This window comes from Mycobacterium sp. Dal123C01 (assembly GCF_052566995.1).
The window spans coordinates 2,159,242-2,180,954 of sequence record NZ_CP199580.1 but is presented as its reverse complement, the minus strand read 5'-3'; the positions used below and the strand labels follow the sequence as shown (position 1 = coordinate 2,180,954).

The 21,713-nt window shown below is 63.2% G+C and carries 23 protein-coding genes; 10 read left to right on the top strand and 13 right to left on the bottom strand.

Going from position 1 to position 21,713, the window contains the following annotated elements; genetic code table 11:
- The first annotated feature begins 54 nt into the window (after positions 1-54).
- Positions 55-588, top strand: coding sequence for a TetR/AcrR family transcriptional regulator (locus ACTXG5_RS10455; protein ID WP_445164356.1), 534 nt, complete (start codon positions 55-57; stop codon positions 586-588).
- A 25-nt stretch (positions 589-613) separates the two neighbouring features.
- On the opposite strand, the gene ACTXG5_RS10450 is transcribed toward ACTXG5_RS10455, so the two are convergent.
- Positions 614-1,006, bottom strand: a complete 393-nt coding sequence (locus ACTXG5_RS10450) for a hypothetical protein (protein WP_445164355.1) — start codon at positions 1,004-1,006, stop codon at positions 614-616.
- Positions 1,007-1,217: 211 nt separating this feature from the next.
- Here ACTXG5_RS10450 and ACTXG5_RS10445 point away from each other — a divergent pair, with 211 nt between their 5' ends.
- From ACTXG5_RS10445 to ACTXG5_RS10435, 3 genes are all read left to right on the top strand, one after another.
- Entirely contained in the window at positions 1,218-2,024 is an 807-nt protein-coding gene (locus ACTXG5_RS10445; RefSeq protein WP_445163584.1) for a hypothetical protein, read from the top strand.
- Positions 2,021-2,662: a hypothetical protein gene (locus ACTXG5_RS10440; protein ID WP_445163583.1), complete on the top strand. Its 642-nt coding sequence runs from the start codon at positions 2,021-2,023 to the stop codon at positions 2,660-2,662. Before ACTXG5_RS10445 ends, ACTXG5_RS10440 begins: the two co-directional genes overlap by 4 nt.
- A 131-nt stretch (positions 2,663-2,793) precedes the next feature.
- On the top strand, positions 2,794-3,315 hold the full coding sequence (locus ACTXG5_RS10435; RefSeq protein ID WP_445164354.1) for a hypothetical protein: 522 nt from the start codon (positions 2,794-2,796) through the stop codon (positions 3,313-3,315).
- An 80-nt stretch (positions 3,316-3,395) separates the two neighbouring features.
- On the opposite strand, the gene ACTXG5_RS10430 is transcribed toward ACTXG5_RS10435, so the two are convergent.
- The 10 genes from ACTXG5_RS10430 to ACTXG5_RS10385 form a co-directional block, all read right to left on the bottom strand.
- Positions 3,396-5,132 carry an MCE family protein gene (locus ACTXG5_RS10430; protein WP_445163582.1) on the bottom strand — a complete coding sequence of 579 codons (1,737 nt, stop codon included), beginning with the start codon at positions 5,130-5,132 and terminating at the stop codon, positions 3,396-3,398.
- Positions 5,133-6,416 (bottom strand): MCE family protein, encoded by a 1,284-nt coding sequence (locus ACTXG5_RS10425; RefSeq protein WP_445163581.1) that lies wholly within the window; start codon positions 6,414-6,416, stop codon positions 5,133-5,135. It abuts the gene before it with no gap.
- The gene (locus tag ACTXG5_RS10420; RefSeq protein ID WP_445163580.1) at positions 6,413-7,837 is read right to left on the bottom strand and encodes an MCE family protein; all 1,425 of its coding nucleotides are present in this window, start codon (positions 7,835-7,837) and stop codon (positions 6,413-6,415) included. The genes ACTXG5_RS10425 and ACTXG5_RS10420 overlap by 4 nt, the downstream gene beginning before the upstream one ends.
- Complete coding sequence (locus tag ACTXG5_RS10415) at positions 7,834-8,952, bottom strand: MCE family protein (RefSeq protein ID WP_445163579.1); 1,119 nt, start codon at positions 8,950-8,952, stop codon at positions 7,834-7,836. The genes ACTXG5_RS10420 and ACTXG5_RS10415 overlap by 4 nt, the downstream gene beginning before the upstream one ends.
- Complete coding sequence (locus ACTXG5_RS10410) at positions 8,952-9,974, bottom strand: MCE family protein (protein ID WP_445163578.1); 1,023 nt, start codon at positions 9,972-9,974, stop codon at positions 8,952-8,954. Before ACTXG5_RS10410 ends, ACTXG5_RS10415 begins: the two co-directional genes overlap by 1 nt.
- Positions 9,971-11,233: an MCE family protein gene (locus ACTXG5_RS10405; RefSeq protein ID WP_445163577.1), complete on the bottom strand. Its 1,263-nt coding sequence runs from the start codon at positions 11,231-11,233 to the stop codon at positions 9,971-9,973. Before ACTXG5_RS10405 ends, ACTXG5_RS10410 begins: the two co-directional genes overlap by 4 nt.
- A gap of 19 nt (positions 11,234-11,252) precedes the next feature.
- The gene (locus ACTXG5_RS10400) at positions 11,253-12,098 is read right to left on the bottom strand and encodes an ABC transporter permease (RefSeq protein ID WP_445163576.1); all 846 of its coding nucleotides are present in this window, start codon (positions 12,096-12,098) and stop codon (positions 11,253-11,255) included.
- 9 nt (positions 12,099-12,107) lie between these two features.
- Positions 12,108-12,926 carry an MlaE family ABC transporter permease gene (locus ACTXG5_RS10395; protein WP_445163575.1) on the bottom strand — a complete coding sequence of 273 codons (819 nt, stop codon included), beginning with the start codon at positions 12,924-12,926 and terminating at the stop codon, positions 12,108-12,110.
- A 359-nt stretch (positions 12,927-13,285) separates the two neighbouring features.
- Positions 13,286-14,491 carry a CaiB/BaiF CoA transferase family protein gene (locus ACTXG5_RS10390; protein ID WP_445163574.1) on the bottom strand — a complete coding sequence of 402 codons (1,206 nt, stop codon included), beginning with the start codon at positions 14,489-14,491 and terminating at the stop codon, positions 13,286-13,288.
- The gene (locus tag ACTXG5_RS10385) at positions 14,488-14,676 is read right to left on the bottom strand and encodes a hypothetical protein (RefSeq protein WP_445164638.1); all 189 of its coding nucleotides are present in this window, start codon (positions 14,674-14,676) and stop codon (positions 14,488-14,490) included. The genes ACTXG5_RS10390 and ACTXG5_RS10385 overlap by 4 nt, the downstream gene beginning before the upstream one ends.
- A 268-nt stretch (positions 14,677-14,944) precedes the next feature.
- Between ACTXG5_RS10385 and ACTXG5_RS10380 the strand changes: the two genes are divergently transcribed.
- The 6 genes from ACTXG5_RS10380 (at position 14,945) to ACTXG5_RS10355 (ending at position 19,389) form a co-directional block, all read left to right on the top strand.
- Positions 14,945-15,646 carry an SDR family NAD(P)-dependent oxidoreductase gene (locus tag ACTXG5_RS10380; protein ID WP_445163573.1) on the top strand — a complete coding sequence of 234 codons (702 nt, stop codon included), beginning with the start codon at positions 14,945-14,947 and terminating at the stop codon, positions 15,644-15,646.
- 29 nt (positions 15,647-15,675) lie between these two features.
- Entirely contained in the window at positions 15,676-15,876 is a 201-nt protein-coding gene (locus ACTXG5_RS10375; protein ID WP_066813790.1) for a ferredoxin, read from the top strand.
- 14 nt (positions 15,877-15,890) lie between these two features.
- Entirely contained in the window at positions 15,891-17,255 is a 1,365-nt protein-coding gene (locus ACTXG5_RS10370; RefSeq protein WP_445163572.1) for a cytochrome P450, read from the top strand.
- 124 nt (positions 17,256-17,379) lie between these two features.
- Complete coding sequence (locus ACTXG5_RS10365) at positions 17,380-17,793, top strand: hypothetical protein (protein WP_445163571.1); 414 nt, start codon at positions 17,380-17,382, stop codon at positions 17,791-17,793.
- A gap of 55 nt (positions 17,794-17,848) precedes the next feature.
- A complete protein-coding gene (locus tag ACTXG5_RS10360; RefSeq protein ID WP_445163570.1) occupies positions 17,849-18,820 on the top strand; it encodes a hypothetical protein in 972 nt (323 codons plus the stop codon).
- The gene (locus tag ACTXG5_RS10355; protein ID WP_445163569.1) at positions 18,817-19,389 is read left to right on the top strand and encodes a hypothetical protein; all 573 of its coding nucleotides are present in this window, start codon (positions 18,817-18,819) and stop codon (positions 19,387-19,389) included. Before ACTXG5_RS10360 ends, ACTXG5_RS10355 begins: the two co-directional genes overlap by 4 nt.
- A gap of 57 nt (positions 19,390-19,446) precedes the next feature.
- Here the strand turns inward: ACTXG5_RS10355 and ACTXG5_RS10350 are convergent, their stop codons facing one another.
- Both ACTXG5_RS10350 and ACTXG5_RS10345 read right to left on the bottom strand, forming a co-directional pair.
- Positions 19,447-20,634 (bottom strand): acyl-CoA dehydrogenase family protein, encoded by a 1,188-nt coding sequence (locus ACTXG5_RS10350; RefSeq protein ID WP_445163568.1) that lies wholly within the window; start codon positions 20,632-20,634, stop codon positions 19,447-19,449.
- On the bottom strand, positions 20,618-21,616 hold the full coding sequence (locus ACTXG5_RS10345) for an acyl-CoA dehydrogenase family protein (RefSeq protein ID WP_445163567.1): 999 nt from the start codon (positions 21,614-21,616) through the stop codon (positions 20,618-20,620). Before ACTXG5_RS10345 ends, ACTXG5_RS10350 begins: the two co-directional genes overlap by 17 nt.
- Positions 21,617-21,713 lie beyond the last annotated feature (97 nt).

Here is a 21,713-nt window from a genome sequence, read left to right as displayed (position 1 = left end):
CCGGCCGGACATCGATTCAGCTCCGTCAAACGCAGTCCAGCGCAGACGCGGGTCCTGGATGCGGCGCTGAAACTCATTGCGGACCACGGTGTGGGCGGGACGTCGTTGCAGATGATCGCCGACGCGGTAGGGGTCACCAAGGCGGCGGTCTATCACCAGTTCAACACCAAGGAACAGATCGTCATCGCGCTGACCGAACGCGAGCTCGGGGATTTGGAGGAGGCCTTGGAGGCCGCCGAGGCCGAGGATCACCCGCCGCGGGCACGCGAACTGCTGCTGGACCGGGTCATCGATCTGGCCGTCGAACGCCGCGGGGCGGCCAGCACCCTGCAGTTTGATCCCGTCATCGTCCGGTTGCTCGGCGAACAAGAACCGTTCCAACAGTTCATCGAGCGCCTGTACCGAGTGCTCGTCGGCGACGCCGGCGACGACAGCCAGGTGCTAGCGGCGATGATGTCGGGGGCCATTGCGGTGGGAGTGGTGCACCCCTTGGTGGGCGGCATCGACGACGAAACGCTGCGTTGCCAGCTGCGGCGCATCACCCGCCGACTCATCCACGCGGCCGAGATCGGTGTGCCCGCAGACTAAGAGCGGCTCAACGAAAACAGTGCGGCTACGTGTCGGCGCGGATCCAGGTCATCACACCATCGTGGGCAAAACAGATCAGGAACAGACCATCGGGCGACTGCGCGACGTAGTTCTGGTAATTCTGGCAGTTGGCGCTTTCGTCCTTGATTCCCGCCATTGGTGGTGACCGGAACCATCGGGGCTGGTATCTCCTCGGCGAGCCGCAGAACATCAGCCGTCCGGGCTCCGAGGCGAAGGAGACATAACCGTCCGTGACACCGAAGGCGTAGTAGCTGGTGTTGTCACACGGCGCTCCGAGGACCTGATGCGGCATGATGCCGGGTGTGCAGTCGGGGTAGTCGCAGACAGTCGGTCCGGCAAGGGACGGCGGCGCCGCCAGCACACTGGTGCCGAGCAACGCGGCGAACAGGGCCACCATTAATCGCACCAGATTACTTTGGCACACCCGAAAAGAAAATTCTCCTGGTTGGAGAAGATCGCTTGAGCATGAACGGCCGTCCCCGCCGGAGGACCCCGAACGCTACTCCGACCCGTTCCCCGACGAGCGAGCATTTCCGCATGTAAGAGCGACGAAAGCGGTTGCGCAAGGTCAGCGTTGACCGCAGGCCGAAGTGATAAGCTGCTTCTCCGTGCACCATCCGGAGCGGTCTGACGCCGACCATTGTGATGACGCGGCGGACGTGACCGATCCCGACGAATCACCGTCGCGATCCGGCGTCGATTCCGGCGCAGTAGCGCCAGTCGCGGAAGCGGACACAGAAGACGAAGTTGCCAAGGCCGAAGTGCGCGCCGAGGCGGCTCGGGCACGCCTCGTACGGCTGCGCCAGGGAGCAGAAACCGGCGACGCGGACGACGACGCCGTGTCCCGAGATGCCAAGCAGCGCACCGGTAAGCCGGCCCGGAAATGGCTACGGTTGCCGCGTCGTCCCGGGCGTCCGCGGGGGCTCCGCCGGCCAGGGCGGAAAACGCTAGCTGTTGGCGCCGGCATCGTGCTCGCCTCCGCTTCTCTCGGCGCGAGCGGTTACATGCTGTGGCAGCACCAGACCGCAGTCCATAATCGGCAGCTCACCGCGGAGTTCAGTGCAGCCGCCCGGCAAGGGATCACGGCGATGATGTCGATTGATCCCGATCACGCCAGGGAGGACGTCCAGCGCATGATCGATGCCTCTACAGGCGACCAAAAGAACATGCTGTCAGTGCTGTCGACCCTGATCGTCAAAAAGGCCGAGGACTCGAAGGTCGGCAGCAAGGTCACCGTGGAAGCCGTCTCCGTCGAGTCGTTGAGCGACAATTCGGGAGTCGTGCTTGTGGCGGCGAAAACCGCTCCCACTGGGCCGGATAACGCCAAACCGCCACCGGCCTTGTTTCGGCTCAGTGTCACGATGGACCGCGACGGCGGTCAGCTCAAGATGTCGAAAGTTGATTTCCTGCAATGACTGTCGAGCATGGATCGTCGCTGGACAACACTGAAACGGCGATTGACAGCGCGGAGAGTCCGCCCACCGAGGAGGAGGGGCGGCCACCCGCTGGGGAGGCATCGGCACGCTTGCGCCGGCCGGCAGCGATCCGGCACTGGGCTCGCCGGGGTTTGGCAAGGTGGCTTTCAATAGTCGCGACAACGTTCGTCGTTGCCGCCGTGGGAGTCGCTGCCGGTGTGTATTTCATTCTGTACCGACCGGATCAGCGCGTCGACGATGCGACGGCACACCGGGCAGTCCAGGCGGCGTCAGATGGTGCTGTGGCGGTGTTGTCCTATTCCTACGACCATTTAAATCGCGATTTCGCCAACGCGAAATCGCATCTCACCGGCGGCTTTCTGACCTACTACAACAAATTCACCGACGATGTCGTCGCGCCGACGGCGCAGCAGGGGCAATTGACGACGACCGCCAAGGTGATTCGGTCCGCAGTTTCGGAATTGCATCCCGATTCGGCCGTCGTGCTGGTTTTCGTAGACCAGACCACGGCAAGCCTGCAAAAGAAAGATCCCGAGAAGACGCAGAGTGCCATCCTGGTCACGCTGACAAAGGTCAATGGTTCCTGGCTGATCGGGAAATTCGACCCGGTCAGATGAGCGCGGCAAATCTTGTTCTAACCGTTACCTGGTCGACCGAAGCGGTGTAACGTCATCGCTCGAGAACGCCGCAACCGATGGCGAAAAGCTGCCAGAGGCACTGTCGGATTATGCGCTTCGAGGAGTACCTAATGCGTTCAGTAAAAGCACTCACCACCGCAACGCTGGTGGCTGCCACCGCATTCGGCGGTTTGGGCACGGCATCCCCGGCCCAGGCAACAACCAAGGAAGAAGTGGCCATCAACGGGACGTTCCGCGCCACGTCTATTGGCGATTGGGCCCAGAGAAATGATCAATTCTTCGGCGAGCCGACGGTCTACCAGATATGGACCATCAGCTCGACGTGCGTCACATTCCAGGAATGCCACGGCACAGTGACGAGCGACCAGGGATGGACCGCGCCCCTCTATCTGAATGATGGGGAGATGTGGAAGCTGAAACGCCAAGTGCCGAATTGGGAGCGGTGTGAAGACGGTACCGCGTTCGCCGGATCGCAGACCTTCTCTTTCTTCCCGGTGAACGACAATGGTGGATATCAAGTCGGGTCGCGGACCTTGTCCGGCAAGGACAAGACGGTCGGCCCAAGCGGTGCCTGCGGGCAAAACCAGTGGCTTGATATCGCGATGCCATTGCGCCTGGATCAGCTGAGCTGACCGGGCGGTCGTAGCTTCATTGCCCCACCTCCCCCGCAAGCGGGCGGTACCCCCATGTCGGGCATGGTCTCAGGGCGGCTTCAGGTGGGAAGCATGTCTTTCCACGTCTTGGGCGCTTTCGAGGTCGCGAGATCCGACTGCTGGTACAACTTCCCGTCCGGACCGACATAACGACCGGTGTGCGGATCGTACTTTGCCACCACGACCGAGGGCGCAGGCTTAGAAGCCTTGGCTCCGAACGAGCTTGGCGCAGCCTGGGGCTGTCCGCCGTCGACCTGGTCCAGCGGTGCCGCGACGACGGGTGGCGGTGGCGGTGGCGGTGGCGGAGCAAGTTCCCCCGGCAAAGGGACATCGAGTGGCGCGAAGGGCGGAAGCTCAACCGACATTGGCGAAATGGGCGCTAACCTCGGTCCCGACGACGGCACGGGAGGGACAGCTGCTCCGAGCGTGCCCGGTGGTGGATTTTCTCCCCGCGGCCCCGCAGGTGCGCCGCGCGGCACACCTCCCGGCGGCAGCGGTGTGCCCTGCACCGGGCCGAAGATTCTGTCGTTGCCGGTAATCCGGTCATCGGGCGGGACGCCCTGGGCGAGCAGGTTCGGATCCAGAGGGTAGGGACCAAGAGTGTGCTGGCGCATCGCCAGTGGCATGTACGGCTTGTCGCTGTTGCAGATTTCGACGGTAGGCGCGCGCTTACCCGGGTGACCCATGCAGGGATAGTTGCGAGCACCGCGGACCGCCATCGGCGAATCCTGCGGGAGTTTGCAATACAACCCGTCCGGTGTGTCGATGTCGCTCAGGTCGTCCGGGGATCGCCAGGTGTTGGGCGGCATGAAGCCGACCGAGCAAATAGGCGGATCGTCGATCGTGAGTGCGAAGTCGCCCATCGCCTTACCGTCGGGATGGTTTTCGCCCTGAGCAGCCTGCTCGATAGCAACCGCGGACGGCAGCAACACCAGCAGCTGCTCGATCGAGGGGTGATAGGTGACGCCGATCTGCCCGATGGTGGTCAGGTTGGCCAGCAACACCGGCAGCGTCGGTTTGATTTGTTCGAGAAGAGACGACGCTTCGTCCGCAGCCCCAGGACCGTTCTGAAGGATAGTGCGGAAGTGGGAATCGTTGTTCGCCAACACATCTGAGAGCCCAGCGAAGCTACGTGCCCACGTCCTGATCGAATCGGTGGTCTGTGCCTGGGTATCCAAGAGCGGCCCAGTGTCTTCGGTGAGAGCTCGGGTGCGATCGACGACGCTGTTGGAATCGCGGGACAGCGTCTCTGAGGAATCGAGCAGCGACCCCAGGTCGTAGCCGGTGCCGTTGAAGCCCTGGAAGGTTTCGTCGAGCAATTGGCTGAGTTTGGACTTCGGGATGCTGCCGACCAACGCGTTGACCTGCTCGAGCATCGGCCCGACCGCCTGCGGAATCGTCGTGTCGTGCATGGCGATAACCGAGCCGTCGTGCAGGTAAGGCGGCGAACCGGTTCTGGGCCGCAAGTCCACATACTGTTCACCCACCGCAGAGACACTGAGCACCGCTGCCGTCAGGTCTGCGGGCACCTTGGGTGAAGTGTTAAGCGACAGCGTCGCTTTCGCGCCGGTCGGTGTTAAACCCACCGAAGTGACCTTGCCGAGCTGAACCCCACGGTAGGTCACGTTGGAAAACTGGTACAGGCCGCCGGTCGCCGGCAGCTCCAGCGTCACAGTCATCCGGCCGATGCCCAGCAGGGTCGGGGCTTGGATGTAGAAGAGGACCATCGCGATCACGCCAAGGGTCCCGACGATCGTGAAGATCGCCAACTGGATCCGAACCAAGCGCGTCAGCATCTATCCACCACCTCCAGTCGGTGCCGCAGCCGGCGGCGCTTGACCGAGACCCGCGTCAGGCACCGATGCCGGCGGCGGCCCAGGAAGCGGGGCACCGTTGTTCCCCGGCCCCGGTCCCAGGGGCACACCGGGCGGAGGTCCGGGCAGGGGAAGCGCGTTGGGATCGACCCACGGTGGCCGCACGGGATCATGCAGCGGATCGAGGGTGTAATTCATGCGATACGGCTCCCCGGGCAGCGGTGGCACGGGCTCGTCCAGCTGCCCCCAGTGGGTGCCCAACATCAGTCCCTTCTTGAGCCGTGGAATCGAGATGTCAAGATCGACATGCAGGTTGAAGTAGTCGCCTCGGACTGCGCGGTCGACGAAGTTCTGGGTGAATGGGAACACGAACCCCGCCGCGATCGCCGTGCCGAACTCCGGTCCGACGTCGGCGAGCGCGCGGATGGTCGGCTCCAGGTTTTGCAGATTCTTGACCAGGTCGGCCTGCGTGTCGTTGGCCAACCGGGTGGCGGTGTTGCTGAACACGCGAAGGTGGTCCAGGGCGGTCGTCAGGCGCGGGCGCTCTTTGATCAGCACATCGAGTGCCGGCGGTATCTTGCGCAGCGCGTCGGTAAGAACGTCGCGTTGGTCGGCGAAGGTGCCGGCAAGCCGGTTCAGCGCCCGAATGGAGTCGACGAGATTGTCCCGTTGTTCGTCCAGAGTTCCCACGAATGTGTCGAGGCGAGTAATCAGATCACGGAAGGCGCCCTCGTGCCCCGTCAGGGCGACGGAGAAATTGTGGACGATCTCCCCGATCTGCCCCAGTCCCCCGCCGTTGACGACCGCGCCCAGCGACGACAGCGTCTGCTCTGTCGAGGGATAGGCCGACGACCGGCTCAGCGGAATGGTCGCGCCCGGTGCCAACCGTCCGCTACCCGACTGGCCCAGCGGAGTATTGAGCTCCACATGCATCGACCCCAGCAGACTGGTCTGACCGACGGTGGCTACCACGTTGGCCGGGACGGCGACATCGCGCTTGACCGAGATCTCGACGTCGGCGTGCCAGCCTTGCACCCGCATCGCACCGACACTGCCGACGACGACGTCGTCGATCATCACCGGCGAATTCGACTCCATCGTCCCGACATTGGGCAGCTCCACGTGGTAGATGTTGGCCCCCGGCCCGCGTCCAACCGCACCAGGCAACGGTAGTGAATTCAGGCCGTGGAATGCGCATCCCGTAGCCGTCAACACCACACAACAGCCGATGGTGAACACCCGCCGAACCGCAACCCCGGCGATCATTGTTGTGGCCCATCGGTCGGCAGCAGCATGTCCGACGCACCGAGCGCCGCTGGCGGTGGTGGCGGCATCGGTGTCGATGGCGGGGGCGGGAGCGGCATCGCCGCACCCGGTATCGGCCCCAGGGGCACCGACCCCGGCGGTCCCACCGGATCACCCGGCAGGCCGGTGTAGGCCGATATCGCGGGCGGGATCTCGGCTGGTCCGGGTTTCGGGCCCTCGCCGCCGGGTGCCAAGCGCGGTTCGGTGTAGAGGATCTTGGACGGGTCGATGGACTTCTGCAGGAACGGGTTGATGGGAAGTGGCGAGTTATTGAAGTTGAGCACTCGCAATCCCGGACCCATAAACAGGGCGCACAGCTTGCCCGATTCGACCGCAGTAACGTTCTCGATGGCGCTAATTTGGTCGCAGCCCGGTACGGACAGCAGAAGCTGGCCCCCCCACGTGGGATTCGCGAAGTTCATCAGTCCGAACCCTCCCACGATGGTTCCGGTGTCGGCGTTGTAGTCGTTGAAGAAGTTGCCAAGGGCGTTCGGCGCGCCGTGCAGAATGTTTTCCAAAGCCATGTGGTGATCGACCAGGTTCTGCGTGACGTCGGCCAACCTGGCAATTTGCTCGCTGGTCTGATTGCGAGTCCCGGCAATGAATCTCTGCACCTCGCCGACCGCCGTGGACAGATCGGTAAGCGCCGCGTCCAGATCGGATTTGCTGTCGTTAACCACGCTGGTGAGCGTGGCCAGGCGGTTGTTGAACTGCACGATCTCGACGTTGCTGTCACGCAGCGCGCCGACGAAGGTCTGCAGGCTTTTGATGATGTCGACGATATTGCCGCTGCCGTTGGCGAGGATCCGGGCGACCCCTGACAGTTGACCGAGGGTTTGCCGCAGCTTGTCGCCGTTACCATCGAGAGCGTTGGCGGCGCTGTCGATGAAATGACCCACGGACGTGCCGGACACCCCGCTCTTGGGCCCCAAATCCGTTGCCAGTCGCATCAATTGGGTTTTGACCTCGTCCCACTCGACCGGCACCGCGGTCCGATCGACCGGGATAACTCCCCCATCGCGCATGACCGGCCCACTATCGCGATAGGCCGGCGAGAGCTGGACGTAACGGGCAGACACCAAATTCGAGGCGACGATAATTGCCTTCGCGTCCGCCGGAATGGGCACGTCGCGGTCGACCTCGAGGGTCATCTTGGCCTGTGTACCTTGCGGCTCAATGGATTTGATGTTGCCGACTTTGACACCCGACACCCGCACCTCGTCGTGGGGGTAGATCGCGGTGGTGGTGGTGAAGTAGGCGGTGATCGTCCGTGGGCCGAAGACCGTGTTACGGACGACCACGGCCACGCCGGCAACGATCAGCACGACCAGGACAAGCGCCGCTACGCCGACCAGCCTGTTGCGCGGGATCCGGGAGGTCATTGCGATCCTCCGACCCTGCCGCCCAACGTGCAGCCAGGGCACGGAGGGACAGCGTTGTACGGCCAGGGAGTCAGCGACCGAGGTAGCGGTGACGGGAAGCCGGGACCGCGAGAAGTGTCGAAGGTGCGGAATCCCCAGAGGTAGTCGAACAACGGCTGGAAGAGTTGCGGGGCAAGGAAGTTCGGGACGAACGCCGAGTAGGCGTACATGCTGGAGATCCCCTCACCGACCGTGATCTCGAATTTGGCGAGACCCGGCAGCGCTTTGCCGATGTTGTCGCGGTTCTTCTGCAGCACCTCGGTCACCCGGTTCAGCCTCTCCAGCGTCGGCGCCAAGGTGCTTTCGTTGTCGTGCACCAACGCCGTCAGCTGCTTGGCCACCGCCGACGTGTTGGCCAGCAGGTCCACGATTTCTTGTCGCCGCGCCACCAGGACTTGGAGCAGAGAATCGGAGTTGAGGATGAGCTTGTTGACCTGCTGGCTGCGTTCGGAAAGAACCCCGGTGACGTCGCTGGCACTCTTGAGCAAGTCGCCCAGGTTCTTGTTACGGCTGTTGATGGTGCGTGATAACCGGGTGAGTGCGTCGAAGGCCGGTCCCATTTTGGGTGCGAGCTGGTCGAGCGTCGCCGACAGCAGGTCCAACGACTGATTCAGCCCCGTGGTGTTGGTTCCCGCAGTGTCCGAGGTTAAGTCGCTGACCGCTTCCGTCAACGAATAAGGCGAGGACGTGCGCGAGATGGGAATGAGAGTCATCGGATGCAGCGTGCCGCCGCCGGCGGACTCCAACGTCACCATCCGCTCACCCAGCAGCGAGCCGGTGCGGATGTGCGCGGTGGTCTCCGACCCGAGCAGGATGTTGGCCTTCATCGCGAACGTCAGCAGAGCATCGCCATGGCGCAGCGACACATCCGACACCGTGCCGACTTTGATCCCCGACACGATCACCGGGTTGCCCGCGGCGATGCCGCCGGCTTCGGTAAACAACGCCTGGTACCGGACCATCGTCGCCCATGAAATAAACCGGTCGGGTGACAGGCCCACCAGGATGACCATCACCGCCAGGATGACGCCGATGAGCCCGGCCTTGACCCGCCCGCCTCCGCGATACTTAAGCATTAGGGTTCTGTGCACCTTCCTGCATCCGACCTGAAGACATTGGAGTGCACCGTCCTGCCTTGAAGATCCGTGCCGCGAAGCTCCAACTGGCAGAGGTAGTACGGGATGGTGGAGCCGGCTACGCCGAGTCGGACCAGCTTGCGGTAGTTCTTAGGTGCCTTGCCGATTGCGGCGTCGAGGCGGTCCCTGTCGCCATCGAGTATCGGAGCCAGCCGGTTCAACTGAGCTATGGTGCCGGACAGCGGCGGGCGCGCGCTGGCCAGCAGATCTGCGAGCGACGCTGTTCCTTTGTCGAGGGCGTCAATGGCGGACCCGATCGTGTCGCGGTCATCCGACAGCCCGCTGACAAGCTTCTCAAGGCGATCTATTGCGCCGGAGAACTCTTTGCCGTCCTTGGCAACCGTGCCGACCACGATGTTGAGGTTGTCGATCAGTTGCTGCACGGTTTGATCGTTGTCGGCCAAGGCATTTGAAAACGAGGTCGTCTTGGTGAATAGCGACTCGAGAGTCCCGCCCTGCCCCTGGAAGACCTGCAACAATCCTGAGGTTAGCGCGTTGACATCGCGCGCATTCAGGCCCTGGGTAACGGGTTTCAGTCCGCCGAGCAGCAGATCGAGGTCAAGCGCCGGTGCGGTGCGGTTGACAGGAATCTGACCGCCTGCCGGCAGCAGCTTGGTCGAGCCCGGACCCTCGACGAGTTCGAGGTAGCGATCGCCCACCAGGTTGAGGTAGCGGACCGCCGCCCTGGTGCCCTCGGTGAGGACGACGTTGCGGTCGGCGTCGAATTTCACCACAACTTTTTTGTCCGGCTGCAGCGAAACGCTATCGACCGTGCCCACCCGGATCCCGGCGACCCGTACCGACTGCCCCGGCTTGAGCCGCGACACGTCGGTGAACATCGCCGAATATCCGGTCGTCGAACCCGTCCGGTACTGGCCGAAGATGAAGAACAGGAAGGCGGTAAGCATCGCCATCACGGCCGCAAAGGCCGCGAACTTGATCAGCGTGGCGCGCGTTCTCATCCCTGTTGTCCGATCTGAGCGGGGTTGCGCGGCGGGCCGGCGATAGGCCCGTACAACAGCTGCTTGAGGATGTCGAAGTTGATTAACACCTGTTGGTTTCCGTACCCGCCCGGGTTGGCGCCGATATCGGAAATCAATTGCGGCGGGTTCGTGTTGAACGGGATCGCCGGCAGACCCACGCAGCGGGGGCCGCCTGTCGCGGCAACCTTGGGCAGGTTCACCGGGTACCGATAACGTTCGGCGCCCAATGTGAGACTCGCCGATATGTTGATGCTCGGCTCCGACAATGGGGCACCGTGCCCTATGTGTACGAGCCCGGCGAAACTGCAGGTAAGCGCCTCGTGGTACTCGTTGGTCAGATCGGTGGTCGGCACCAGCAGATGCATCACATCCGTCAGCGGTTGGCGGTTCGTCGACAAGACGTCGTTGCCGATGTCGGCCAAGCCGATCGCGCTGATCAGCAATGCATCCAGGTTGTGCTGCTCATCGACAATGGTCTTGCTGATCCGCGTCGCGTTAGCTGCGGTCTTCACCAGGTCCGGTGCCGCATCGGCATAAGCGTTGGCCACCGCTGGTAAGACCGCGAGGTCATGCCTGAACGCGGGGAGGCTCGGCTCCAGCTTGGCCAGGAACGAATCGAAGTCACTCAGGGCTTGGCCAAGCTTTGTGCCCCGCCCACTGAACGCTTGTGCCAGCGCACCCAGTGATTCGTTGAGCTTCGGCGGGTCAATCTGGGCCAGAACCGACACCAATTGCTGGAACACCGTGTTGATTTCAACCATGACGTGCTGGCCCTGCAGCGTCTGGCCACCGTGTAGCCGCTGCGCCGAAGGTTGGGCAGGCTCTAGCAGTTGGATGGACTTCGCGCCGAACACCGTCGACGACGCGATGTCGACCAGCACGTTGCCGGGAATGAAGCGCAACTGCGAAGGGTCCATCGCCAAGTGAATGGCCGCTTGGCCGTTGGGCAGCGAATCGATCGAGGCGACCTTGCCCACCTGCACGCCGCGCATCTTGACCTTGGCGTCCGTGTTCATGACCAGGCCGGCTCGCTGCGAAATCACGGTCACCGGCACGGATTCGGTGAAGGAGCCCTGAAACAGACCCACCGCCAACGCGAAAATCAAGCAAATGATGACGACGGTGACCAGGCCGAGCAGGGGCGGCAGGTAATTCCGTCCGGCCGGGGGCCGGGTATGGCCGGCACGCGGGGGTCGACCGGCGACCGCGCCGCGACCCGCTGGCACACTCTGCGTCACTGCCTTTCCACCTCCTCTGCTAGCCGGACAGGTTGAAGTTGCCGTTGGAACCGTAAATAGAAAGCGAGATCAGCAGCGTTACCGACACCACGACGATGAGCGAGGTGCGCACCGCGTTACCGGTCGCATTGCCGACGCCGGCCGGCCCACCCGAAGCGAAATATCCGTAGTAGGTGTGGATCAGCAGGATAGTGAGCGCCATCAGGACGGCCTGCAGGAACGACCACAACAAGTCGATCGGGTTCAGGAACGTGTTGAAGTAGTGCTGGTACAAACCCTCCGACTGTCCGAGCAAGAACGTCGTGGTGAACTGACTGGCCACGAACGACAGGATTACGGCGATGCTGTACAACGGCGTGATAGCGATCATTCCCGCCAGGATCCTGGTGCTCACCAGATAGGCAACCGGCCGAATGGCCATGGCCTCCAACGCATCGATTTCTTCGTTGATCCGCATCGCGCCCAGCTGAGCAGTCACCCCGGCGCCGAAGGTGGCCGCCAGACCGATCCCGGCGACCACCGGCGCCGCGATACGCACGTTGATGAACGCGGCCAGAAAGCCCGTCAGCGCCTCGATGCCGATATTGCCCAGCGAGGTGTAACCCTGAATGGCCAGTGTGCCGCCCGCCGCCAGCGTCAGGAAGCCGACGATCACGACGGTTCCACCGATCATCGCCAAAGTGCCTGCGCCCATGCTGATCTCGGCAATCAGTCGAACAACTTCGCGCCGGTAGTGAGTAGCTGCGAAGGGAACACCGGCAAGGGATTTACCGTAAAACAGGGTGTGGTCGCCGATCCGACCCAACGAGGCGACCGGCCTCTCGAATTGGCGGCTCAGTCGCGGATATGCAGCCCTCAGTGCCATTGGCAGCCCCTACTTCGCCGTCATCTTGATGCCGACCGCGGTGACGACCACGTTGACGACGAAAAGGGACATGAAGGCGTAAACCACGGTTTCGTTTACCGCGTTGCCAACAGCCTTAGCGCCCCCGCCGGTGATCGACAGGCCCCGGTAGCAGGCGACCAAACCAGCGATGAGGCCGAAAAGTGCTGCCTTGACGCAGGAAATGATCACCTCGGGCACGCCCGTGAGCAAGGTGATGCCCGCGGCGAACGCACCGGGATTGACGTCTTGCACAAACACCGAGAATATGTAGCCGCCCAAGATGCCGATGATGACAACCAGGCTGTTGAGCAAAAAGGCCACCAATCCGGATGCCAGCATGCGCGGTGTGACTAACCGTTGCACCGGGTTGATGCCCAGCACTTCCATCGCGTCGATTTCTTCGCGAATTGTTCGCGACCCGAGATCCGCACACATCGCCGTCGCGCCCGCGCCCGCCACGATCAAAACCGTGACCAGCGGACCGAGCTGGGTGACTGCACCGAACGCGGCGCCCGCACCGGATAGATCCGCCGCGCCCAGTTCGCGCAGAAGGATGTTGAGCGTGAAGCTGACGAGGACCGTAAACGGGATCGCAACCAGCAACGTGGGCGCCAGCGCAACCCGCGCGATGAACCAGGACTGTTCCAGGAATTCGCGGCCCTGGAAGGGCCGGCGGAACGCGAATTTCACCGCGTCGACCGACATTGCGAACAAGGCTCCGACCGCCTGCATGGGCCCCGCGATGTCCCATTTCAGTTTCAGCGCAGGCAATCCCGCTGACCAGTGGTCTGCGCCCTTAGTTGCCATCAGCGCCAGCCCCTTCCCACGCCACGAGACTGGCAGTCTTGTTTTTGCGCAATGGCTGCCGTAAATTTGATGGAACCGGCGGCCGTAAGTCCGTGTCCGCGTTGGTGAAACGCCCACCTAGCAGCCACACGGCATCGAGATCCGGTGCGACAACGGAAACCGTCCTCACGCCAGTCCTCCGTTCTGTCGCGCCAGAAGCGTCGGGTCATTGTGACTCATGCCACGTCCTGGCGGAGCAAAAAACGCGCAACCGTTATGGAATGGCCTGTAGCCGCCGCACCCGGACAGGGCGGGCGGGTCTGAACACTAGTGAAATTCGGGTTAGACAATTGAGGCTGCTCCGCTTCTCAGTGACGGTTTTAAGTGACGGCGCCTGCCGTTTTGAGGTCGATAATGCGGTCCCAGTCGAGTCCTAATTCCAGCAGGATCTCGTCGGTTTGCTCCGCGAATCCGGGTGCAGGCCCGGTTTGCGGTGCGGTCACGTCGAACTGGACGGGGTTGGCGACCAGGTCGAGTTCGCCTGCCCGGACAACATATTCGTTGGCCCGGACTTGGGTGTCATCGGCTGCCTGCAACGTGTCCTGGACCGGTGCCCACGGTCCGGCGAGCGTGGCAAAGCGTTCGCTCCACTGCGCAAGCGTGCGGGTTGCGATGACCTTGGTCAAGATCTCAACTGCTTCTGCCGTATTCGCGGTGATCTGCTCGATGGTGGCAAACCGCGGATCGTCGGCCAGCTCCGGCAGCTCGACGTGCCGGCACACGTCGGCCCAGAACTTCGTCGGCTGCATCATCACGAAAGAGATGTAGCGGCCATCCGATGTCGTGTACAACCCAACCAACGGGTTGTTGGGTGCGCCGTGCACGCCGGGTGGTGGTGCTTCCAGTCGCTGATTCAGATGCTTTGTCAATGCGACGGTGTGACCCATCGACCACAGTCCGCTACCGAGCAGCGACACGTCGACAACGGACGGTTCGCCGGTGCGCTCGCGCTTGAGCAACGCCGCCGCAATGCCTCCCGCGAGGTTGGTGCCGGAAATGGTGTCGCCGTAGGCAGGTCCGGGCGGCGCGATCATGCCGGGCATCCCCTTCGGAGTGATAGTGGCGGCCGTTCCGGCCCGGCACCAGAAGGCGGTCATGTCGTAGCCGCCCTTGGTCGCCTCTTCACCGCGGGGCCCGAGCGCGCTACCCCGCGCGTAGATGATCGACGGGTTCACCGTGCGGATGTCGTCGACGTCGATGCCGAACTTCTGCCGGGCGCCGGGCAGGAAGCTGGTCAAGAACACGTCCGAGCGGCGGGCCAACTCGTAGAGCACTTCCTTGCCTTCAGGAACCGACATGTCGAGTCCGAGGCTGCGCTTGCCGCGGTTGGCGTGCTCGATGTTGGGATTGGGATCGCCTTCAACGCGCAACATGCCGGTCTGCCGAAGTCCACGCTGTGGATCGCCCGTCACCGCGTGCTCGACTTTGACCACATCGGCGCCCCACTCTGCCAGCACGGCGCCCGCCGACGGGACGAACCCGTACATGGCGACTTCCAGCACGCGGATGCCCTCCAGTGGCCTCATGTGTTGCCAGCCATAACCGGGACGGCAAAGGTCTTGAGTTCCAAGAACTCCTCGACCCCGGCGACGCCCACCTCGCGACCGACGCCGGACTGCCTGGTGACGAGCCGGCCATTGATCAACAGTCCGCGGTCGACCCCTGAGCCAGTGGTCTCGGCAACCTCCGAGACTGTGACCTGACCAGGCATTCGACTCCTTGTGTGGTGACGGTCACGAAAATTTCATTCTCTTCCCGGGCGAATCTTACATTCGAGTCTCGAGAATTCAAGAAATTCATAGGAATGGCTGGCCAGCATCGCGACGGCGCAGACGATACCCTGCGAAGGTCCTCGGCCCAGGCTGTGGGGCGTTTCATGCGTATGTTGCACGCCAGTTCCGGCGGAGAGTAAGGTTCTCATAATTGCGAAGGAGATTCTTTGTGACTGAGATGGCCGCATTTACCGTGAGGGCCTTGGCGTGAAGACAGCGGTGGTCACGGGCGGTGGATCCGGGATTGGTCTGGCGGTTGCGCATCGGCTGCGCGCCGACGGACTCGACGTCGCGTCGATCGATCTCAGGCCGTCGGACGCCGATCTGTCTTTCACCGCCGACGTGACGGATCGATCCCAGGTGGATGCCGCGCTGTCGGCGATCCGCGCGCGGTTGGGGCCGGTGGCGATTCTGGTCAACGCCGCGGGCCTGGATGGGTTCAAGCGCTTCAGCAACCTCACGTTCGAAGACTGGCAACGAGTCATCGATGTCAACCTGCACGGTGTCTTCCACATGACTCAGGCGGTACTGCCCGACATGGTCGAGGCCGGGTGGGGACGGATCGTCAATATCTCGTCGTCGAGCACACATTCCGGCGCTCCCTATATGTCTCACTATGTCGCGGCCAAATCCGCGGTCAATGGACTCACCAAGTCGCTGGCGCTCGAGTACGGCCCCAGCGGCGTCACCGTCAACGCGGTGCCCCCGGGTTTTATCGACACCCCAATGCTGCGCGCCGCTGAGAAGAACGGGTTCCTCGGCGACATCGACGAGACCATTGCGCGTACCCCGGTGCGCCGGATAGGCAAGCCTGAGGACATCGCGGCCGCATGCGCATTCCTGGTATCTGAGGAAGCCGGCTACATCACCGGTCAGATATTGGGCGTCAACGGCGGTCGAAACACCTGAGCCCCACAACAGCCCCTGGAGGAGACATCGTGAAGGTCTGGGTTGATTCAGAACGCTGCCAGGGCCACACCCTGTGCGCGATGATTGCGCCGGATTCATTCGAGCTCAGTGACATTGACGGCAGTTCGTCGGCAGTCAACGAGGTGGTGCCGGCCGACCAAGAGGACCAGGTGCGCGAGGCCGCGCACTCGTGCCCCGAGCAGGCGATCATGATCACGGACGAAACCTAAAGGGAGACAGCACCTTGAGTGTCGATGACGCCGTCACCGGCGGCGACCACGAGAAGCCGCGGTATCACTATGACCGCAACGCCGCGGAGTACCGCTCCGAGTTCAAAGGCATCACCGAGGAGATGCACGCCAAGTGCCCGATGGCGTGGACCGAGACCTACGGTGGGCATTGGGTCGCGGCCGGAAGCAATGAAGTCTTCGAACTCGCCCGCTGCCCCGCGGTTTCCAACGACCACGACATCAACAACGAACGCCGCGGCTACGGCGGGATTTCCATCCCCAAGGCCAGACGCGTCAGCATGGTGCGCGGCGGCATCCTCGAGATGGACGACCCCGAGCACCGCACCTACCGCAACGTGCTCAACCCATACTTGTCGCCGGCCGCGGTCAAGCGCTGGGAGCCGTTCATCCACGACGTGACCCGCGCCTGCCTCGACGAGAAGATCGAAACAGGCAGTATCGACTTCGTCGACGACCTGGCCAACGTCGTACCCGCTGTGCTGACTCTGGCGATGCTGGGCATCCCGCTGAAGAAGTGGAACTTGTACAGCGAACCGGTGCACGCGGCGGTCTACACGCCGGAGCACTCACCCGACATCGAGCGGGTCACCGCGATGCACCGGGAGATGGGCCTCGACATGGTCAACAACATGCTCGAGATTCGTGAGAATCCGCGGCCCGGCATCGTCAATGGGTTGCTGCAGTTGCGAATTGACGGCGAGCCGGCGCCGGATCTGGAAATTCTGGGCAACCTCGGCTTGGTCATCGGCGGCGGCTTCGATACCACGACGGCGTTGACGGCCCACTCACTGGAATGGCTCTCGGAGAACCCCGAGGAGCGCGATCTGCTCTCCAAGAACCGCGACACCCTCCTCGACCCCGCAACCGAGGAATTCCTGCGCTACTTCACCCCGGCGGCCGGCGACGGCCGGACATTCTCCGACGACGTCGAACTCAATGGAAACAAATTCAAAGAAGGTGAGCGACTGTGGATTTCGTGGGCTATGGCCAACCGCGACCCCTCGGTGTTCGCCGACCCGGACAAGGTTGATCTCGATCGTAAAGGCAATCGGCACTTCAGCTTTGGCATCGGTGTGCACCGATGCGTCGGATCCAACGTGGCGCGCACCGTGTTCAAGTCCATGCTCACCGCAGTTCTGGACCGGATGCCGGACTACCACTGCGACCCCGAAGGCGCGATCCACTATGAGTGCATCGGTGTCATCCAGGGCATGCGCAAGCTGCCGGCCACCTTTACTCCCGGCCCCACGGTTGGCGTCGGGCTTGACGAAACACTGGACAAGCTGCAACGCATCTGCGATGAGCAACAACTCGCATTGCCGATCACCGAGCGCAAAGAAGTCGCGGTTATCGACTAGCAGGTCTAGACGAACCGGCCGTTGACTGATCCAATCTTTCCGAGTCGGCCTGTTCAGCCCGACCGCGCCCTATATTGAGGCAAACGTGTGCAGAGATGGGAGACGGTCCGTGAAGACTTTCGCAGTGAGCCTTGCGCTTGCCACGGCCGCGCTGGCTGTCACGCCGACCGCCCACGCGGACACGTTGGTTGGCAACTACAGGCTGGACACAAACCGGGATACCGGCCACAGCTGGATTTGGTCGCTTAACCCGTGCACTCCTAAAGCGCCGGGATGCCTGAACGTCTTCGCGACTCCGCAACCCAACGGGCAAGCGGCGCCCTACCGGGGCGACGCTCACCTGTCCAACGGCCGCTACACCCTGGCCGTTGATGTGCCCGACGGTGTGCGCTGCGTAGTCCAGTTCTTTCCCTCGCATGACGTTTATTCGTGGGATGCGCTGACGCTGGCGGGTCAGGTCGACTCAACATTCAACACGGGCTGCGGTGGCGGGCCAGGGGGCACCAACACTTACCCGTTCTCGCTCGTGCGATGGTAGCCGCGTGAGACGTACTGGAGTCAGTCGCTCGTGAGGGCGCCGGGGAGTAAGCACGATGGCTGAGGCGAAGAAGCCGCCGCAAGATTCGGCCACATCGAAAGCCGACACCTTGGCGTTGATCGCGGAAGCCGAGGCGGAAGCCGCCGAAGCCGAAGCACTGGCAGCCGCGGCGCGTGCCCGCGCCCGTGCCGCCCGGCTCCGGCGCGAAGCGCAGGCCCAAGCTGAGGCAGAGGCCGAGGCTGAGACCGAGGCCGAGACCGAGGCCGAGGCCGAGGCCGCCGAAACTACCGAAGAAGTCCCGGACGCCGGCGAGGACGCAACCGACACTCCCGAGGCGAAGACCGACGACACCGACGTAACCGACGCCGACGAGACCGAGACCGACGCCGACTCGGACGCAACCGACGCCGACGAGACCGAGACCGACGCCGACTCGGACGCAACCGACGCCGACGAGGCCGAGACCGAAGAAGAAGTCTCCGACGAAACGCCCAAAGACGCAGAATCGGAACCCAAGTCTGCCCGCTCCTGGCGACGCGTGTTGCCACCGCTGTCCGTGACGTGGAAAGCAGCCGCCATCATCCTCATCTGCGCTTTCGTCGGGGCCAGCGGATACATGGTGTGGCAGCGTCATGAAACCACCGAGCGTAACCAGCGCACCGCGAACTTCATTGCGGGAGCCAGACAAGGTGTCGTCAACATGCTTTCCTTGGACTTCAATAGGGCCAAGGAGGACGTCCAGCGGGTGATCGACAGCTCCACCGGCCAGTTCAGGGACGATTTCCAGCAGCGCGCAAAAGATTTCACGACCGTCGTTGAGCAGTCCAAAGTAGTCACCGAAGGAACCGTGAATGCGGCGGGCGTGCAATCCATCGACGGGAATTCCGCGTTGGTCATCGTCGCGGCGACATCGCGGATCACCAACGCCGCGGGCGCCAAAGACGAACCACGCCGTTGGCGGCTCAAGGTGTCCGTCACCGACGACGGTGGGCAATACAAGATGTCCAAACTGGAGTTCGTCCCATGAGCGAGGACGACCGCAGTAGCGACGCCCCTGACGACTCCTCCGAACAAACGGAACCGAGTGGAGGTAGCGAGCCACGCGCGCGGCGCACGGTGAAAGTCGTTCCCGTTATTCTGATTTCGCTCCTGCTGTTATCCGGTGGCGCGGCGACATGGCTGTACTTCAAGCAGTACCGGCCAGATAAACAAACCGACGCCAGCGTCGCGAGCGCAGCCGTCAGTTCGGCGTCCGACGGAACGGTCGCGTTGCTGTCCTACTCACCGGACTCACTCGACAAAGACTTCGCTGCGGCCAAGTCTCACCTGTCGGGGGACTTCTTGTCGTACTACAACCAGTTCACCGAACAGATCGTGGCTCCGGCAGCCAAACAGAAGTCACTGAAAACCAACGCTCGGGTGTTGGGGGCCGCGGTTCAGGAATTACATCCGGATTCGGCCGTCGTGCTGGTGTTGGTCGACCAGAGCACCACAAGTAAGGACAATCCCGACCCCGCGATGTCTGCCAGCAGCGTGCTGGTGAGTTTGACCCGCGTCAACGGCAACTGGCTGATTACCAAATTCGAACCGGTCTAAAGGCCGTTGAACGCCGTTGCGATTAAAAGCAACTCGGACACGGCGTCGCGTAGATCGCTAACCGCGCGGTAGCCCGAGCACGCGCTGGGCGATGATGTTGCGCTGGATTTCGGAGGTCCCGCCGGCGATGGTGCCGGAAAAGCTTCGCGCATAACGCTCGAACCAGCTGGCGAAATAGTGGTCGAGATTCATGTGCGCATACGGTCCCGTCTGGCCAGGGTGAATCAGCCCGTCAGATCCCGCGGAGTGCAGCGCAAGCTCCATCCCCCGCAGCTCGGCCTCGGACCCGAGCAGCTTGAGCACCGAGATCGCGGCCACGTCGTCTTCGCCGCGCGCGGCGCGGGCCAGAGCCACCGAACCCAACAGCCGCAGCGCCTGTTTGTCCATGATCGTGCTGGCGTACTGGTCGCGCTCGACCTCCGTGGTGGGATGGAAATCAGCGATCATGTTGTCCATCCGATCCGCGAAACCCAGCCACATCATCGTGCGCTCGTGGCCCAGCGACCCGTTGGCCACCCGCCATCCCTGGTCGAGCTCGCCGACCAGATTCTCCGCCGGCACCCGCACGTCGGTGAAGAACACCTCGTTGAAATCCAGATCATCGGCACCGCAGATCGACGGGAACGGCCGGCGCACGACACCCGGCGTATCGGTGGGGATGATCAGCACGCTGATTCCCTTGTGCTTCGGTGCATCTGGATTGGTGCGCACAAACGTCAGCAAGACGTCGGCATCGTGGGCTCCGGAGGTCCATACCTTCTGGCCGTTGACCACGAAGCAGTCGCCTTCTGAATCAGACGTGCGCACCGCGCGAGTCCGTAGCGATGCCAGGTCGGAGCCCGCGCTGGGTTCGCTCATCCCGAGCGAAGCGGTGATCTCGGCTCGCAGGAGCGGTACCGCCCAGCGCCGTTTCTGCTCATCACTGCCAAACGACAACAGCGAGGCGCCAACGATATTCACGCCCTGCGGGTTGAAGCTGTGGTAGATCCGGCGACGGCTGAGTTCCTCCAGGTAAACGAACTGCTGAATGACGGTCGCATTGCGCCCGCCGAATTCCGGTGGCTGACTGGGCAGCAGCCAACCGTTGTCGAACAGCAGCCGCTGCCAGTCGCGTGCCCACTGCGGCATGTGCGAGACCGACCGGGGACGCTCGAGCGTTTCGCTTGCGGGAGGCAGATTCTCGTCGAGGAACGCGGAGAAATCCGCCCGAAACTCCTCGACGTCGGAATCAAAAGTCAGCTGCACGATATTCCTCCGCGATCCGCGCCCGGTGCTCGGCGGCGCCGCCGAGCAACAGCTCACCCGCTTTGGCCCGTTTCAGCGCGAACTGCAGATCGTTCTCCCACGTGAAGCCCATCGCGCCGTGCAGCTGTAAGCCGTGCCGGAACACCAGCGATTGGCACTCCCCTGCCGACGCCTTGGCCATCGCGGCCGCCAGCCGGCGGCGGGGATCGTCGGCAGCGATCGTCAACGCGGCGAAGTAGGCCAGCGCCCGAGCGCGTTCGACCGCGACGTGCATGTCGGCAGCCTTGTGCTGCACGGCCTGGAAGGAGCCGATCGGCGCGCCGAATTGCTGACGGCTGCGGACGTGCTCGAGCACTAGGTCGAGGATGCGTTGGCAGGCACCGACCATCGTGATGGCCATGCCGGTCAGCGCAAGATGATGCGCGCGCTCCGCGTCGACGGTCAGCCGCTCGGTGTCGGGCACGTGGACGTCGGCGAACGACAGGTCGGCGACGTGCAGGACCGGGTCGAACACCGTCGCGCGCCGGGCCGACACCTGATTGGACGCGACGAGGAACACCCCGGCATCGGTCACGACCGCCAGCCGGTCCACCCGATCACCGTCGAGGACGTGGCGCGCCGTTCCATCCAGCACCCAGCCCTGCGCCTCACGGTGCGCGGCCACCCCGGTGTACACCGCGGTGCCCGACTCGTGCGGGTCGAACCGGTCCGCGGCAAGCGGTGCGAACTGGCTCATCGTGGCCAGGAACGGAGTGGGATCGGTTGCGCGGCCCAGCTCTTCGAGCACGATGGCCAGCTCCACGGCGCTGTCCGGATCGTTCAGCTCGGTCCAGCCCTGGTCGACATACGACTTCCACAGTGGGCTCGGGTCAACGCCATCCTCGGCCACGCTCCGCACCAGCGAGGGCGGGCACTGCTTTGCGACGGCGTCGCGCACCGTGTCCTGCCACAGTCGCTGATCAGCATCGAACTCCAACAGCATTGGGCCCGCCTCCTGTCGTCGCCGCCCTCGCGAGAATAACATTCTCCCTTCCGGAAGGGATAATCTCGGATTCGGCGTATGACGTATCGATGCGCGT

Coding starts and splice junctions, on each gene's coding strand:
- ACTXG5_RS10430 (WP_445163582.1), bottom strand. CDS start 5,132: ATGCTGACGCGCTTGGTTCGGATCCAGTTGGCGATCTTCACGATCGTC.
- ACTXG5_RS10415 (WP_445163579.1), bottom strand. CDS start 8,952: ATGCTTAAGTATCGCGGAGGCGGGCGGGTCAAGGCCGGGCTCATCGGC.
- ACTXG5_RS10385 (WP_445164638.1), bottom strand. CDS start 14,676: ATGCCTGGTCAGGTCACAGTCTCGGAGGTTGCCGAGACCACTGGCTCA.
- ACTXG5_RS10390 (WP_445163574.1), bottom strand. CDS start 14,491: ATGAGGCCACTGGAGGGCATCCGCGTGCTGGAAGTCGCCATGTACGGG.
- ACTXG5_RS10425 (WP_445163581.1), bottom strand. CDS start 6,416: ATGATCGCCGGGGTTGCGGTTCGGCGGGTGTTCACCATCGGCTGTTGT.
- ACTXG5_RS10435 (WP_445164354.1), top strand. CDS start 2,794: ATGCGTTCAGTAAAAGCACTCACCACCGCAACGCTGGTGGCTGCCACC.
- ACTXG5_RS10410 (WP_445163578.1), bottom strand. CDS start 9,974: ATGAGAACGCGCGCCACGCTGATCAAGTTCGCGGCCTTTGCGGCCGTG.
- ACTXG5_RS10400 (WP_445163576.1), bottom strand. CDS start 12,098: ATGGCACTGAGGGCTGCATATCCGCGACTGAGCCGCCAATTCGAGAGG.
- ACTXG5_RS10355 (WP_445163569.1), top strand. CDS start 18,817: ATGAGCGAGGACGACCGCAGTAGCGACGCCCCTGACGACTCCTCCGAA.
- ACTXG5_RS10395 (WP_445163575.1), bottom strand. CDS start 12,926: ATGGCAACTAAGGGCGCAGACCACTGGTCAGCGGGATTGCCTGCGCTG.
- ACTXG5_RS10345 (WP_445163567.1), bottom strand. CDS start 21,616: ATGCTGTTGGAGTTCGATGCTGATCAGCGACTGTGGCAGGACACGGTG.
- ACTXG5_RS10440 (WP_445163583.1), top strand. CDS start 2,021: ATGACTGTCGAGCATGGATCGTCGCTGGACAACACTGAAACGGCGATT.
- ACTXG5_RS10450 (WP_445164355.1), bottom strand. CDS start 1,006: ATGGTGGCCCTGTTCGCCGCGTTGCTCGGCACCAGTGTGCTGGCGGCG.
- ACTXG5_RS10360 (WP_445163570.1), top strand. CDS start 17,849: ATGGCTGAGGCGAAGAAGCCGCCGCAAGATTCGGCCACATCGAAAGCC.
- ACTXG5_RS10420 (WP_445163580.1), bottom strand. CDS start 7,837: ATGACCTCCCGGATCCCGCGCAACAGGCTGGTCGGCGTAGCGGCGCTT.